Below are 12,470 nucleotides of genomic sequence, written 5' to 3'. Positions count from 1 at the left end.
ACCTCAGCCGAACACGATCCGCTCCCGACGCCGGTGACCCGGACGCAGGACGGCGGCCAGGACGACCAGCCCGATCCCGGCCTCCGCGCGGATGACCGCCCACTCCTCGTCGGTGACGACGGCGGCGATGCGCGGCAGCACGAACCGCAGCCCGGGTCCGCCGTTGCGCACCCGCTTCTCCACCTCGTCCCACTCCGCGCGCGGCACGTAGCGCTCGATCACGGGGAACAGGCCCGCCTCCTCGGCGTCGAGGTGCTCGTCGATCTCGTCGCGGACCCGGCCCAGCCGTGCCGCGAGCTCCCCGGCGGGCACCGCGCGGACCTCGACGGGGGCCTGCGCGAACGCCGCCGCGGCGGAGCGGACCCGGTCGAGCAGCGGGTCGAGCGCGGCGTGGTCGTCGGTCAGGACGCTCAGGTCGACCGCGTGCCCGGCGTGCCGCGCGATCACCGGCCAGGCGATCTCGTCCTCGACGGTGTGGTGGTGGTGGATCTCGTCGCAGAGCGTGCCGACCCACCGGGTCAGGGCGGCGGCGCGACGGTCTCCGCAGGTGTCGCCGTCGGCGATCGCCTGTGCGGCGTCGGTGAGGCGGCGCAGGTCGGTGCGCATCATGCGGTGCGCCAGGGACATGCCGAGCAGGTCGGGGACGTCGGCGCTGCGGGCGGTGGTCATGGTGGGTTCCTCTCGTCGGGAACCACACCGTGCGCCGGGGGACTTGCGGTGCACTTGCGGTCGTCGTGAGGAGGTCGCCGCGGCGTCGACCAGCGGCACTCTCGTCGGAACCTTGTCGACGAGCGTGCCGCTCGTACCGCGCCCGGGGAGGGGGCGGCAGCGGCGTCGTCGTCACCCGTCGCGGAGAAATCGATGACGCGACGGGCATCGTCCTGTGCCGCACCGTGACGAGTCGCCGGATCGGTCATCGGACGGGCGAAACATGAGTCACACGATCGAGTGAGAGGTCGTCGCGCTGAGCAACCTCCCCTCGTTGGGGCGTCGAGGTCACTTTGCGATGACCTGTCGAATGCACGAGAAGGAGCTGTTCATGCGCAAGTCTCTCCGCGCCACCCTGCTCGGTGCGGCGGCCCTGCCGCTCGCCGTCGCCGCTCCGGGCGTCGCGCTGGCCGGCGACGCCGGCCACGACGGCGGTCACGAGGACTCCGGCAAGGGCGGGCACGACTGCCCCGACGACCACGGCAAGGGTCACCACCCCGACGGTCACGGGGGCGACTGGTCGCACGGCGGCGACTGGTCCCACGGCGACTGGTCCCACGGTGGCGACGACGGCCCCGGCCCGTCGCCGCTGCCGCCCCCGCTGGACACGGGCGGTGTGCTGCCCGAGCTGCCGGGCCTCCCTCCGGTGCCGGGTACCCCGTCGACGCCCGAGATCCCGATCGCGCCCGGAACCCCGGAGGCGCCGGACGCCGGCGCTCCTGAGGCGCCCGAGGCCGGGACCCCCGAGGTGCCCGGCACGGAGGCGCCCGACACGGAGGTGCCCGACACGGAGGCGCCCGACACGGAGGCGCCCGACGCCGGTGCTCCCGGCGACGTGATCCCCGACGACGAGACCCCGGTCGAGGACGTCCCGGACGGCGAGACTCCGGGCGACGTCGCGCCGGACGCCGGCGACACGGACGACGGGGATCCCGGCCTCGAGATCCCCGGTGCCGAGGCGCCCGAAGATGGGGCACCCGAGGCAGAGGCGCCGGGTGCCGACGTCCCGGACGAGTCGGCTCCGGAAGGCGTGGACCCGGGCGAGCAGTCCCCGATCGACGAGAGCGGGGGCGACGAGGCGACCGGCGACGAATCCACGGACGACCAGGCTCCCGTCGAGGAGATCGCCGACGAGACACCGGACGTCGGCGCTCCCGTCGATCAGGGACCGGCGGAGGAGGGAACGTCCGAGGAGGGCTCGGACGAGTCCCCGGCGGAGCCGGAGGCGACCGCTCCCGAGGTCGAGGCGCCGCAGGATGCTTCCGAGGCACCGGAGGCGGACGGCCCCGAGGCGGGTACCCCGGACGAGGACGCCCCCGACGAGGACACCGCCGACCCCGCTCCGGCGAGCTCGACCGGCGCCGTCCCGGCGATGGCGATGATGTCCGGCACCTGGACGCCGACGGTCTGACGGTGTCCGTCCCGCCGGTCCGGACACGCGGGGGTGGGTCCGGGCCGGCGGTTCCGGCCGGCGGAGGAGGGTCAGGGGAGGAAGGGCACCTCGCTGCCCTCGACCGAGGGCAGGGCCTCGGCGCGCTGGGCGTCGCGGTGCACGCGACGCACCGAACGGACCTGCCAGGCCAGCCCGATCAGGATCAGTAGGACCACCCCGGCGGTCGCCGGCCCCAGCCACGGGATCGGATGGTCGGTGTTCGGGGTGCCCGTCACGACCGGCCCGAGCAGCGCGAACGCCCCCGCGACCACGACCGGCACCCGTGCCCCCGCGGCCACCTCGACCGCGACCAGCCGTCGCTGCTCGGCGCCGAGCCGTCCGCCGGCGAGCAGCGTCCGCCGTGCCCGCCGCCGGTCGGACTCGGTGCCCGACGCCGGACCGGGGCGGGGCAGTATCCGCTTCGGTGCGCGCGAGGCGGCGAACCACAGTCCGACGACGCCGGCCAGGTGCACCAGCCCGCCGCCGACGATCGCGACCCACAGCCACACCGAGCGCGTCACGTCACCGAGGGCGAGCAGGACGATCGAGACGCCGTAGCCCAGCGCCAGCAACGCGAACAGCCGGCACGACACCACGAAGCGTCCCGACGCGCGGCGCACCACCGGCCAGGACGACGGGTCGACGGGCGGGGCGAGGTCGGTCTCGTCGGCGGAGTCCTCACCGGAGTCCGGGGCGTCGGTGTCCGCGGAGCGCATGACGTCGGACGCTACCCCGGGTGCTCGGGCTGCCGGACAGCGCCGGAAGACAGTGTGGACAGTCTTGACCGGGCGGCCAATCAAGAGTAGACCGGAGGTATCCCACAGGGAGCTCACAGAGAAGGTGTTCGAGATGGTCGAGAGGTCATGGCAGCGCTGGCAGGACTGGGCGGCGCTGGTGATCGGGGTTCTCACGGCTCTTTCGCCCCTCGTGACGACGACTGATGCCGCCGCCGCGTGGACGATGGTCGTACTCGGCGTGGTGCTCGCCGCCACGTCCCTCTGGTCGCTGGGCGCGCCGCGCTCGGTCTCCAGCGAGTACGTGCACGGAGTGCTCGGTGTCCTGCTGTTCATCGCACCCTGGGTGATGGGCTACAGCGCCCTCGCCGGGGCGTCGTGGACGTCCTGGATCGCCGGCGTGCTGACGGTGGTGGTCGCCGCGACGGCGATCCCGGCCGCGAACGCCGCCCACCGCGGGGCGGTGGCCGCCCACTGACCCACGACGAGACGGCCGCGAGGGCCGCGACCCGCACCGGGTCGCGGCCCTCGCCGCGTGGGAGGAACCTGACCGTCGTGGACACCCCCGTTCCCGAGGAGCCGACCGGCGAGCCCGCCCGCGAGCGGATCCTCGCCGCCGCCGAGTCGCTGTTCGCCGAGCACGGCTTCGACGCCACGCCGACCTCGAAGGTCGCCGAGCGCGCCGCCGTCCCCAAGGGCCTGGTGCACTACTACTTCCGGCGCAAGCCCGACCTGCTCGAGGCCCTGGTCGACCGGCTCCCGCACGACGTCGTCCGGTGCTCCGAGGTGATCGTCCCCGGCGACCTGACGGCCAGCCTGCGCCGGCTCGTCGCCGCCCTCGACACCGCTCTGGACGACTCCGCCGTGCTCTCGCACCTGCTCTGGCGCGAGGCCGACACGCTCCCGGTCGTCCGCGACGCGCTGCAGCGCCGGTTCGACGAGCTGGTGACGGCGGTCCAGGACGTGATCGTCGGCGCGACCGGGCTGGAGCTCTCGGACACCGTCCGCGGCGCCTCGCTCCTGCTGGCCTCCGCGATCGGGCACCGGCACGCGATGGCCCGCCACGCCGCCGACGACACCGGCGAGATGGAACGCGAGCTGGCGTTCGTGGTCGGTGCGCTCGATCCGGGCACGCGCAGGTCGCAGCCATGATCATGTGACCGCCATCACCCACATGGACGACTTCTCGTCTCCCCGACGTGCCCGGGTTCGTTGACCGGTCAGCCCCATCCCCCGGGGCATTCCAGGAGATGGAGAACCACATGCGGAAGACCACCCGGTTCGCGCTGATCGGCGCCACCGCCCTGCCCCTCGCCCTCTCGACCACCGGTCTCGCCTTCGCCGGCGACATGGGTTACACCGAGAAGGACTCGCACGACGACGGCCACAAGGTCCACCACGAGGACAAGGGCCACGACGACCACCACAAGAAGGGCCACGACGGCCACGACTGGAAGCACGACGACGGCAAGCACAAGGACAAGCACGAGGACAAGCACGAGGACAAGGGCGGCCTGCTGCCGTCGCTGCCCGAGCTGCCCATCGAGCTGCCGGGCATCCCCGCGCCGTGATGCGGTCGTAGAACGTGCGCGTCGGCGCCGGTCGGGTCACCCGGCCGGCGCCGTCGTGTGCCCGGGCCCGTGTCTAGACCGCGGCGGGCCGGTCGCGCAGCACGGTGTCGCCCTTGACGAACCAGGCGATCCCGAACGCCACGATCGCCGCGGCCTCCAGCCAGAACAGCACGTGCCACGCGGTGGCGATCTCGTCCGGCACGAACGCCGCGTTCACCGCGGCCAGCACGAGGCAGACGACGATCACGATCCCGCACGTCCGGTAGACCGCGTTGCGCATCGACTTCCGCGCGGTCGGCGCTCCGTCGTCGCGGGTGAACAGGACCAGGCAGAACCACGCGAGCGAGGCGAAGAACGCGACGGCGAACGCCAGGTGCAGCCATCCGACGACGGTCTGTGCCGTGCTGACCGTCCCCTCCGGGCGCGTCGGGAAGAGTGCGACGCCGATCGCCGCCACCCCGGCCAGGTTGCCCAGCCGGTCGTCGGGCTGCTCGTAGCGGTAGCAGAACAGGAACACCCCGACCGCGCACAGGCTGCCGACGAACACGTCGCGCATCCCGGTGTAGTAGTAGCTGCTGATCGACGACCGCAGCCCCTCGCCGGTGAGCAGCAGGTTCCCGATCGCGAGGACGAACGGCAGCGCGATCCCGATGATCCCGACGCTGCGGCGCAGGCCGATGTAGGACAGCACCGCGCCGCGTGCGCTGGTGCCGGACGGCGAGGTCATGCCGGGCTCCCTCTCGGGGTCGACGGGCGTACGTCGTGATCTTCGCACCGGTGGGACCGCGAGGCCCCACGGACGGAGTATCGAACTGGTGTTCGATGACGGGTAGCGTCGCCCGGGTGACGATGGACCTGAGCTGGCAATCCTCGCTGTTCGACGTCGCGCCGGACGACGGCGGCGGGCCCGGTGGGTTCGACGGGGTGTGCCGGCACGAGCTCGCACACGGCGCCTGGGTCGACGTCGTGCCCGGCTGGTGCCGCGGTGCCGACGAGCTGTTCGTCCGGCTGCTGGAGACGACGCCGTGGCGCGGGCACGAGCTGTGGATGTACGACCGGACGGTTCCCGAGCCGCGCGTCACGCACCGCTGGAGGACCGACGCCGACGACCCGGCCGAGCGTCCCGAGCCGCTGCTGACGGAGATGGCGGCGACGCTGGGGGAGCGCTACGACGTCGTGTTCACCCAGGTCGGGGCCAACCTCTACCGCGACGGCGACGACAGCGTCGCCTGGCACGGGGACCGGGTGGCCCGGGAGCTGGCGACGTCGACCGTCGCGCTGGTCTCGCTCGGCGCGACCCGTCCGTTGCGGCTGCGGCCCACCGGTGGCGGCGAGTCGCGGTCGTTCCCGCTCGCGTCCGGGGACCTGCTGGTGATGGGCGGGACGTGCCAGCGCACGTGGCAGCACAGCGTGCCGAAGGTCCGCGGGAGCGGACCGCGGATCAGCGTGCAGTTCCGGCACGCCTACCCGTCCGGGGTGGACGTGCGGCGGCGCCGGATCTGATCGGTCGGCTACACGTTCTCGACGAGCTGGCGGGTGTGCCGCGGCCGCGTTCCTCGTCGTCCGCGTGAGCCCGGGGACGCGGAGAGCTGTGATCGGCGGTTCGGTGGCGGTACGCGACAGTCGTGTCGCCGATCGCCGCCGAGGTGCCGATCATGGGCGGCCCGGGTGTGCTCGCGCTCGACCGGGTCACCACCTCCCGCGGCGCCGACTCGGGTGACGGTCAGCACCTGCGTCGTAGCGGCGCGACCGCATAGTCTGCGCCGATGCACCGCAAGATCGGCGTGATGGGCGGGACGTTCGATCCGATCCACCACGGCCACCTGGTCGCGGCCTCGGAGGTCGCCGACCGCTTCGCCCTGGACGAGGTCATCTTCGTACCGACCGGTCAGCCGTGGCAGAAGTCCTCGCGCGTGGTCAGTGCCGCGGAGGACCGGTACCTGATGACGGTCGTGGCGACGGCGTCGAACCCGCGCTTCTCCGTCAGCCGGGTCGACGTCGACCGCCACGGCCCGACCTACACGGCGGACACCCTCGCCGACCTGCACGCCGCGATGCCCGACGACCAGCTGTTCTTCATCACCGGCGCCGACGCCCTGCAGCAGATCCTGTCCTGGCGCAAGGTCGACGAGCTCTTCCGCTACGCGCACTTCGTCGGCGTCACCCGCCCCGGCTACGAACTCGGCGACGAGCACCTGCCGGACGGGTCGGTCACCCTCGTCGAGGTCCCGGCGCTGTCGATCTCCTCCAGTGACTGCCGCGAGCGCGTCACGTCCGGGCGTCCGGTCTGGTACCTCGTGCCCGACGGGGTGGTCCAGTACATCTCCAAGCGCAGCCTCTACGTCGATCCGGAGCCCTGAACTCCGGTTCCCCGACGACCGCCCTCAGAACGTCGCGATCGGGTTGACCGGGCTCCCGGACGTCCCGGCGAAGCGGACCGGCGCCACCGAGAGGTGGAAGTCCCACTGGCGCAGCTCGGCGGCCGTGGTCGCACACGCCTCCAGATCGCAGTTGTCGAGCAGCCACAGCCCCATCGCGACGAGACCCACGGCGTGCACCGGCATCAGCACGTCGTCGTAGCCCGACGGCTGCACGTCCTGCGGGGTGTCGGCACCGATGAGCGCGACACCCCGTTCCTGCAGCCACGGCAGGCAGGACGCGTGCCAGCCGGCCTGCGTGAACCCGCCGTCGTCGGCGGCCTGGTGCCGGGCGCGGCCGTGACCGGTCCGCAGGAGCACCGCGTCGCCGGGGCGGACCTGCACGCCCTGGCGACGTTCGGCCTCCTCCAGATCGTCGGGGAACACTCCCTGGCCCGGCTCCAGCCACGGCACGTCACGGACCGCTGCCACGTCCAGCAGGACGCCGCGCGTGATGATCCCGTCCGCCGCCGCCGTGACGGCCGCCCACGCCGATCCCGTCTCGGGGTCGACCAGCGAGTGCGACCGCCCGTTGTACATCCGGCCGTCCCAGAAGAGGTGGCAGGGCGAGTCGACGTGGGTGAGCGTGTTGCCGTGGAAGGTGAGGCCGAGCCGCTCGGAGGAGAAGCCCCAGCTCCGGTCGGCGTGGAACGCGGCCGGCATGTTCTCTGCACCCGGCATGTCGGCGGCGCACGGGCACGTCGTCGTCGAGCGCTCCGTGTCTCCCGGCACGGAGACCTCCCACGCACACGACACGCTTCGGCCGTGGCGCACGACCCGCGCCGCCGCCAGCCGGACGTCGTCGGTGATGTGGTTCAGCGTGCCGCGTTCGTCGTCGTCGCCCCAGCGTCCCCAGTTCGACAGCGTGTCGAAGTAGCCGAGCACATCGTCCTGCGTGGGCATCGGCCGATCTGTCGTCATCCGAGCATCGACTCCTCCGGTCACGCCGTCGCCGGAGTTCGGTCCGAACGCAGCCGGTGCGGCACTATTCGGCTTCGGTGTTCTCTCCCGATCGAGGCAGTAGATCGAGCAGTCCAGGGAGATCGACGGTGACGGTCGCCCACAGTACGTCCCGGTCGATGTCGAAATAGTGGTGGACGAGCCGATCGCGCATCCGCGCAGCCGCTGACCAGGGAACGTCAGGATGCGCATCCCTCCATTCCGGGCTGACGTGCTTCGCTGCCTCGCCCACGATCTCGACCAGTTTCGTCAAGGCGAGTCTCAGCAGCTCGTCTCGATCGAGATCGATGCGAGTCCGGTCTCTGCTGTAGCCCACGGCCTTCTCCGCCGCTTCACGAAGGTGGTGCAGGCGGACCCGATCCTCAGGCAGCATGAAGCGGCCGCGCACTGCGAACGACGTCGTCGCGGAACTGCCGGCTGAGATCGTCGTAGGTCCTCAGCTCGACCTGACGCCCGACGAGGTGCTCGAGCTCCAGCTCCATCGCGGCGATCTGGAGAAGCCCGGGAATGCGGTCGGGTTCGAACTCGACCAGTAGGTCGACGTCGCTGTCCGGGCCGAAGTCGTCGCGGAGGGCGGAGCCGAACAGCGACAGCCGCCGGATTCCGTTGCGAACGGCGAACTCCGCGAGCGCCTCGTCGTCGAGGTGCAGTCCGGGCCGCAGATCCATCGGCTCATCATGCCCCACTCGTGAGGTGGGGTGCATCGAGCCGGAAGCCACGCCACATGACGGGCGGCCCGGATGATCAACGGGACACCACGGTCGTCAGAGCATGATCGAACAGCACTGACGTCCCGTTGACCATGGTCGAGCCGCGTGGCCGTCGCCGGGCCCGTTCGGCCGGCGAGGTCGGGGTCAGGCCGGCGGGGCGTCGATCGCCGCGGTCACCCGTTCCAGGAACCCGGCGACGACGCGTCGTTCGTCCTCGGGGAGTGAGCGCCCGACCTCGTCGATGGCCAGGATCGAGGGCAGCCACAGGGCCAGGTTGGCCTCGCGGGCCGAGGGGCGGGTGGCGATCGTGACGCGACGGCGGTCGGTGTCGCTGCGGACGCGCTCGACGTGCCCGGCGGCCTCGAGACGGTCGACGAGCACCGTCGCCGAGGCCGACCGGATGCCGAGCCGGCGCGCGAGCTCGGCGGCGCCCATCGGACCGTGGATGTCGAGCAGGTCCAGGGCGGTCATGTCGGTGGCGTTCATCCCGGCCTCGCGCGACAGGCGCGCGGTGAGCTCGCGGGCGGCGTTCATCAGCGCCCGGATGCGCAGTGTGGTCCCGTCGAGATCGGGCACCTCGTCGGTCATGTGCACCACCTCGTCTCGTTCCGACTGGTCGCTAGAGAAACTAGCAGTTAGAGTGGCGAGAGTGTCCGCACCCACCATCCTGATCTCCGGAGCCAGCATCGCCGGCCCCGCCCTGGCCCACTGGCTCAACGTCCAGGGCTGGAGGACCACGATCGTCGAACGCTTCGACGAGCTCCGCGACGAGGGCCAGAACATCGACGTCCGCGGCGCCGGTCGCGAGGTCGCCCGCCGGATGGGCATCGAGGACGCCATCCGGGCCGCGACCACCGGTGAGACCGGCACCGAGTTCGTCGACGGGGACGGGAAGCGCGTCGCGTACTTCCCGGCGGGGGAGTCCGACTCCGGCGGCGCGACCGCGGAGCTGGAGATCCTGCGCGGGCAGCTGTCGCGGATCATCGTCGACCGCACCCGCCCCGACACCGAGTACGTCTTCGGCGACCAGATCACCGCTCTGGACGAGCGCGACGACGGCGTCACCGTCGCCTTCGCCCACGGCCCGGAGCGCACGTTCGACCTGGTCGTCGTGGCCGAGGGGCTGCGGTCGCGGACCCGGGCGCTCGCCCTGCCCGGTGTCGACGCGGTCCGCGAGCTCGGCTTCTACGTCGCCTACACGACCATTCCCCGGACCGCGGAGGACACCGATCTCTGGCGCTGGCAGAGCGCCGGCCGCGGCCGCAGCGTCACCCTGCGCCCGGACAACCGGGGCACCATCCGGGCCTCGCTGGGCTTCCTCGCCGACGTCCGCGGTCTCGACGAGCTCGGCCGCGACGACCAGATCACGATCCTGCGCCGCACGTTCGCCGACGTCGGCTGGGTCGCCCCGCGCGTGCTCGACGCCCTCGGCGACGCCCCGCTCTACTTCGACGCCGTCGGCCAGACCCGCCTGCCTGCCTGGAGCAACGGACGGACGGGCCTGGTCGGCGACGCGGCCTACTGCTCGTCGCCAATCAGCGGGATGAGCACGAGCCTGGCGCTGACCGGCGCCTACGTCCTGGCCGGCGAGCTCGCGACCAACCCCGACCACCGCACGGCGTTCGCCCGCTACGAGAGCGTCATGCGTCCCTACGTCGACAAGGCGCAGAAGCTCCCGCCGGGTGCGCCGCGCATCGCCAACCCGCGCAGCCGCGCCGGGCTCGCGGTCATGAACACCGTGCTGCGGTTCGCCGCGAGCCCGGTCGCCGAGCGTCTGGGCGCGCTGTCGTCCGGGCTGTTCTCGCCGCCGGCCGAGGCGATCGACCTGCCGACCTACCCGGTTCCGGGGGCCGCCGCGCTCCGTCCCTAGGGGTGGTCGTGCAGGTGCGCGCGCTCGCCGTCGGAGTCGAACATCGTCAGGATCTCCACCGGCCCGCCCTCGGCGGTGATCGCGTGCGGCACCATCGTCGAGAACTCGGCGGCCTCGCCGGGGCGCACGGTCAGCCGGCGTTCGCCCAGGTAGAGGCGGGCGACGCCGGACAGCACGGTGAACCACTCCCGGCCCGGGTGCACCGGGAGGTCGTCCGGGTCGACCGGTCGCTCCGGGGTGATCCGCATCTTGGCCACGACCGCGCCGTTCATCGCGCGGTCGCGGGAGAGCATCCACACCGTCATGCCCGGCTGGCGCGCGGGCTCGGGGCGGATCACGACGTCGCCGTCGTCGGCCGGCTCGACGAGTGCGTCGAGGGTGGTGCCCAGGGCCCGGGCGATCGGGACGAGCTGGTCGAGGGCCATGCGGCGGTGGCCGGTCTCGATCCGGCTGAGCGTGGACGGGCTGAGGTGACAGCGCGCGGCCAGCGAGTCCAGCGACCAGCCCCGGGACAGGCGCAGCCCACGGATCCGCTGCCGGACGACCGCGTCCACGGCGACTTCTTGCGTCATGGGCAAGAGTGTATGCGCAACACGCAGGTGGGGTCCTAGGCTCGTGGCATGACGACGAACCAGACCCACGGACACGGACACGCGCAGGGCCACGGGCACGGCCACTCCCACGACCCCTTCGCCGACGCGGCGCTGGCGGACCTGATCGACCTCGACGGCGACGTGGTCTCCGACTACCTCGACGAGCTCACCGCGTGGGTCGCCGGCTTCCCGACGGGCCCCGTCCGCTCGATCGTCGATCTCGGCGCCGGGACGGGGACCGGCACGTTCGCGCTGGCCCGCCGCTTCCCGGACGCCTCGGTCCTCGCCCTCGACGCGTCGGAGGCCATGCTCGGCCGGGTGCGCGCGAAGGCCCGCGAGCGCGGTCTCGACGGGCGGGTGCGCGCCGAGCCCGCCGACGTCGACGCACGATGGCCCGACGCCGGGACGCCCGACCTCCTGTGGACGGCCTCGACGCTGCACCACCTCGCCGACCCGGAACGGACGCTGCGCGACGCCTACTCGGCTCCGGCGCCGGGTGGGATCCTGGTCGCGGTCGAGATGGACGACCAGCCGCGCTTCCTCACCGACGACGCCGGGACCGCCCTCGAGGACCGGGCCCTGGCCGCGATGGCCGACGCCGGCTGGAACGCCCACTCCGACTACGGCCCGGTGCTGACGCGGGCCGGGTTCGAGGTCACGCAGCGGGTCTTCACCATCGACGTCGCCCCGCCGACCGACGACGTCCGGCGCTACGCCCACATGTTCCTGAGCCGTCTGCGCGGGGCGATGGCCGAGAGGCTGGGGCCCGACGACGTCGCGCTGCTCGACCGGCTCGTGGCCGACGACGGCCCGGACTCGGTGTGGGTCCGCGACGACCTCGCGGTCCAGGGCACCCGCACCGCGTGGGTCGGCCGGAAGGCCTGAGCCCTCAGCCGCGCCGGACGTCGTAGCTGCAGAACACGACGCCGCCGGCGAAGCGGCGCTCCTCGCGCAGCCGCAGGTCCAGGTGCACGTCGCCGGGCAGGTAGGGACTCCCGCCTCCGACGACGACCGGGCACAGGTAGACGTCGAGCACGTCGACCAGTCCGGCCCGCAGGGCGTGCGCGGCCAGGGTCGGGCCGCCGATCCCGACGTCACCGGCCGAGGACGCGACCACCTCCCGCACGGCGTCCTGGTCGAACCGCCGTTCCAGCCGGGTCCGCGCGGTGGTCACCGTGTCCAGGGTCGTCGAGTAGACGATCTTGTCGGCGGCCTGCCAGATCGCGGCGAAGTCGGCCGTCGGACCGGGGGTGTCGGTGAGCCGGGGGTCGGTCTCCCAGGCGGTCATCATCTCGTACATGCGACGCCCGTAGAGGTAGGTCGTCGCGGACTTCTCCCGGTCGTTGACGAATGAGTGCACCTCCTCGTCGGGCTCGGCCCAGGCGAAGCTGCCGTCGCGGTCGCTGTGGAAGCCGTCGAGGGACACGATCACGGGATAGACGAGGCGTGGCGTCACACCGTGTTGACCGCCGGCG

18 protein-coding genes are annotated in these 12,470 nt (G+C 72.6%); 9 read left to right on the top strand and 9 right to left on the bottom strand.

Annotated features, from left to right (window positions below; genetic code table 11):
- Window positions 1-3 precede the first annotated feature (3 nt).
- Entirely contained in the window at window positions 4-669 is a 666-nt protein-coding gene (locus tag EV383_RS22690) for a hemerythrin domain-containing protein (protein ID WP_130291804.1), read from the bottom strand.
- 370 nt (window positions 670-1,039) lie between these two features.
- On the opposite strand from EV383_RS22690, the gene EV383_RS22685 reads away from it, so the two are divergent.
- On the top strand, window positions 1,040-2,119 hold the full coding sequence (locus EV383_RS22685) for a hypothetical protein (protein ID WP_130291803.1): 1,080 nt from the start codon (window positions 1,040-1,042) through the stop codon (window positions 2,117-2,119).
- A 71-nt stretch (window positions 2,120-2,190) separates the two neighbouring features.
- Here the strand turns inward: EV383_RS22685 and EV383_RS22680 are convergent, their stop codons facing one another.
- Window positions 2,191-2,856, bottom strand: coding sequence for a hypothetical protein (locus tag EV383_RS22680; RefSeq protein WP_130291802.1), 666 nt, complete (start codon window positions 2,854-2,856; stop codon window positions 2,191-2,193).
- A gap of 133 nt (window positions 2,857-2,989) precedes the next feature.
- Here EV383_RS22680 and EV383_RS22675 point away from each other — a divergent pair, with 133 nt between their 5' ends.
- The 3 genes from EV383_RS22675 to EV383_RS31385 all read left to right on the top strand — a co-directional run bounded on the left by EV383_RS22675 (window position 2,990) and on the right by EV383_RS31385 (window position 4,445).
- Window positions 2,990-3,352 carry an SPW repeat domain-containing protein gene (locus EV383_RS22675; protein ID WP_207223626.1) on the top strand — a complete coding sequence of 121 codons (363 nt, stop codon included), beginning with the start codon at window positions 2,990-2,992 and terminating at the stop codon, window positions 3,350-3,352.
- A 77-nt stretch (window positions 3,353-3,429) separates the two neighbouring features.
- Entirely contained in the window at window positions 3,430-4,026 is a 597-nt protein-coding gene (locus EV383_RS22670; RefSeq protein WP_130291800.1) for a TetR/AcrR family transcriptional regulator, read from the top strand.
- Between the two features lie 110 nt (window positions 4,027-4,136).
- Entirely contained in the window at window positions 4,137-4,445 is a 309-nt protein-coding gene (locus EV383_RS31385; protein ID WP_165438463.1) for a hypothetical protein, read from the top strand.
- Between the two features lie 73 nt (window positions 4,446-4,518).
- On the opposite strand, the gene EV383_RS22660 is transcribed toward EV383_RS31385, so the two are convergent.
- On the bottom strand, window positions 4,519-5,172 hold the full coding sequence (locus EV383_RS22660; protein ID WP_130291798.1) for a DUF998 domain-containing protein: 654 nt from the start codon (window positions 5,170-5,172) through the stop codon (window positions 4,519-4,521).
- A gap of 122 nt (window positions 5,173-5,294) precedes the next feature.
- Between EV383_RS22660 and EV383_RS22655 the strand changes: the two genes are divergently transcribed.
- The 3 genes from EV383_RS22655 (at window position 5,295) to nadD (ending at window position 6,805) form a co-directional block, all read left to right on the top strand.
- Entirely contained in the window at window positions 5,295-5,948 is a 654-nt protein-coding gene (locus EV383_RS22655; protein ID WP_130294848.1) for an alpha-ketoglutarate-dependent dioxygenase AlkB, read from the top strand.
- Window positions 5,949-6,070: 122 nt separating this feature from the next.
- On the top strand, window positions 6,071-6,202 hold the full coding sequence (locus tag EV383_RS32760; protein WP_278044844.1) for a hypothetical protein: 132 nt from the start codon (window positions 6,071-6,073) through the stop codon (window positions 6,200-6,202).
- A 9-nt stretch (window positions 6,203-6,211) separates the two neighbouring features.
- Entirely contained in the window at window positions 6,212-6,805 is a 594-nt protein-coding gene (gene nadD, locus EV383_RS22650; protein WP_130291797.1) for a nicotinate-nucleotide adenylyltransferase, read from the top strand.
- Between the two features lie 24 nt (window positions 6,806-6,829).
- Here nadD and EV383_RS22645 read toward each other — a convergent pair whose 3' ends face one another.
- From EV383_RS22645 to EV383_RS22630, 4 genes are all read right to left on the bottom strand, one after another.
- Window positions 6,830-7,765: a cyclase family protein gene (locus tag EV383_RS22645; protein WP_130291796.1), complete on the bottom strand. Its 936-nt coding sequence runs from the start codon at window positions 7,763-7,765 to the stop codon at window positions 6,830-6,832.
- 82 nt (window positions 7,766-7,847) lie between these two features.
- Window positions 7,848-8,210 carry a HepT-like ribonuclease domain-containing protein gene (locus EV383_RS22640; protein WP_207223625.1) on the bottom strand — a complete coding sequence of 121 codons (363 nt, stop codon included), beginning with the start codon at window positions 8,208-8,210 and terminating at the stop codon, window positions 7,848-7,850.
- Window positions 8,185-8,490 (bottom strand): nucleotidyltransferase family protein, encoded by a 306-nt coding sequence (locus tag EV383_RS22635; protein ID WP_130291795.1) that lies wholly within the window; start codon window positions 8,488-8,490, stop codon window positions 8,185-8,187. The genes EV383_RS22640 and EV383_RS22635 overlap by 26 nt, the downstream gene beginning before the upstream one ends.
- A 186-nt stretch (window positions 8,491-8,676) precedes the next feature.
- The gene (locus tag EV383_RS22630; RefSeq protein ID WP_130291794.1) at window positions 8,677-9,120 is read right to left on the bottom strand and encodes a MarR family winged helix-turn-helix transcriptional regulator; all 444 of its coding nucleotides are present in this window, start codon (window positions 9,118-9,120) and stop codon (window positions 8,677-8,679) included.
- A gap of 61 nt (window positions 9,121-9,181) precedes the next feature.
- Between EV383_RS22630 and EV383_RS22625 the strand changes: the two genes are divergently transcribed.
- A complete protein-coding gene (locus EV383_RS22625) occupies window positions 9,182-10,402 on the top strand; it encodes an FAD-dependent monooxygenase (RefSeq protein WP_130291793.1) in 1,221 nt (406 codons plus the stop codon).
- Here EV383_RS22625 and EV383_RS22620 read toward each other — a convergent pair.
- Window positions 10,399-10,974, bottom strand: coding sequence for a helix-turn-helix domain-containing protein (locus tag EV383_RS22620; RefSeq protein WP_130291792.1), 576 nt, complete (start codon window positions 10,972-10,974; stop codon window positions 10,399-10,401). The two genes, EV383_RS22625 and EV383_RS22620, sit on opposite strands and share 4 nt — an antisense overlap.
- Window positions 10,975-11,022: 48 nt before the next feature.
- Here EV383_RS22620 and EV383_RS22615 point away from each other — a divergent pair, with 48 nt between their 5' ends.
- Window positions 11,023-11,880 (top strand): class I SAM-dependent methyltransferase, encoded by an 858-nt coding sequence (locus EV383_RS22615; RefSeq protein WP_130291791.1) that lies wholly within the window; start codon window positions 11,023-11,025, stop codon window positions 11,878-11,880.
- Between the two features lie 4 nt (window positions 11,881-11,884).
- Here EV383_RS22615 and EV383_RS22610 read toward each other — a convergent pair whose 3' ends face one another.
- The gene (locus tag EV383_RS22610) at window positions 11,885-12,427 is read right to left on the bottom strand and encodes a dihydrofolate reductase family protein (protein ID WP_242623249.1); all 543 of its coding nucleotides are present in this window, start codon (window positions 12,425-12,427) and stop codon (window positions 11,885-11,887) included.
- Window positions 12,428-12,470 lie beyond the last annotated feature (43 nt).

The sequence above is a fragment of the Pseudonocardia sediminis genome, from assembly GCF_004217185.1.
GTDB lineage: Bacteria > Actinomycetota > Actinomycetes > Mycobacteriales > Pseudonocardiaceae > Pseudonocardia > Pseudonocardia sediminis.
This window is presented reverse-complemented; position numbering and strand designations above follow the sequence as displayed.

Bases quoted from the DNA above. Each gene is read 5' to 3' on its own strand.
- EV383_RS22690 (WP_130291804.1), bottom strand. From the start codon at position 669: ATGACCACCGCCCGCAGCGCCGACGTCCCCGACCTGCTCGGCATGTCC.
- EV383_RS22685 (WP_130291803.1), top strand. From the start codon at position 1,040: ATGCGCAAGTCTCTCCGCGCCACCCTGCTCGGTGCGGCGGCCCTGCCG.
- EV383_RS22680 (WP_130291802.1), bottom strand. From the start codon at position 2,856: ATGCGCTCCGCGGACACCGACGCCCCGGACTCCGGTGAGGACTCCGCC.
- EV383_RS22675 (WP_207223626.1), top strand. From the start codon at position 2,990: ATGGTCGAGAGGTCATGGCAGCGCTGGCAGGACTGGGCGGCGCTGGTG.
- EV383_RS31385 (WP_165438463.1), top strand. From the start codon at position 4,137: ATGCGGAAGACCACCCGGTTCGCGCTGATCGGCGCCACCGCCCTGCCC.
- EV383_RS22660 (WP_130291798.1), bottom strand. From the start codon at position 5,172: ATGACCTCGCCGTCCGGCACCAGCGCACGCGGCGCGGTGCTGTCCTAC.
- EV383_RS22655 (WP_130294848.1), top strand. From the start codon at position 5,295: ATGGACCTGAGCTGGCAATCCTCGCTGTTCGACGTCGCGCCGGACGAC.
- nadD (WP_130291797.1), top strand. From the start codon at position 6,212: ATGCACCGCAAGATCGGCGTGATGGGCGGGACGTTCGATCCGATCCAC.
- EV383_RS22645 (WP_130291796.1), bottom strand. From the start codon at position 7,765: ATGCCCACGCAGGACGATGTGCTCGGCTACTTCGACACGCTGTCGAAC.
- EV383_RS22635 (WP_130291795.1), bottom strand. From the start codon at position 8,490: ATGGATCTGCGGCCCGGACTGCACCTCGACGACGAGGCGCTCGCGGAG.
- EV383_RS22630 (WP_130291794.1), bottom strand. From the start codon at position 9,120: ATGACCGACGAGGTGCCCGATCTCGACGGGACCACACTGCGCATCCGG.
- EV383_RS22620 (WP_130291792.1), bottom strand. From the start codon at position 10,974: ATGACGCAAGAAGTCGCCGTGGACGCGGTCGTCCGGCAGCGGATCCGT.
- EV383_RS22615 (WP_130291791.1), top strand. From the start codon at position 11,023: ATGACGACGAACCAGACCCACGGACACGGACACGCGCAGGGCCACGGG.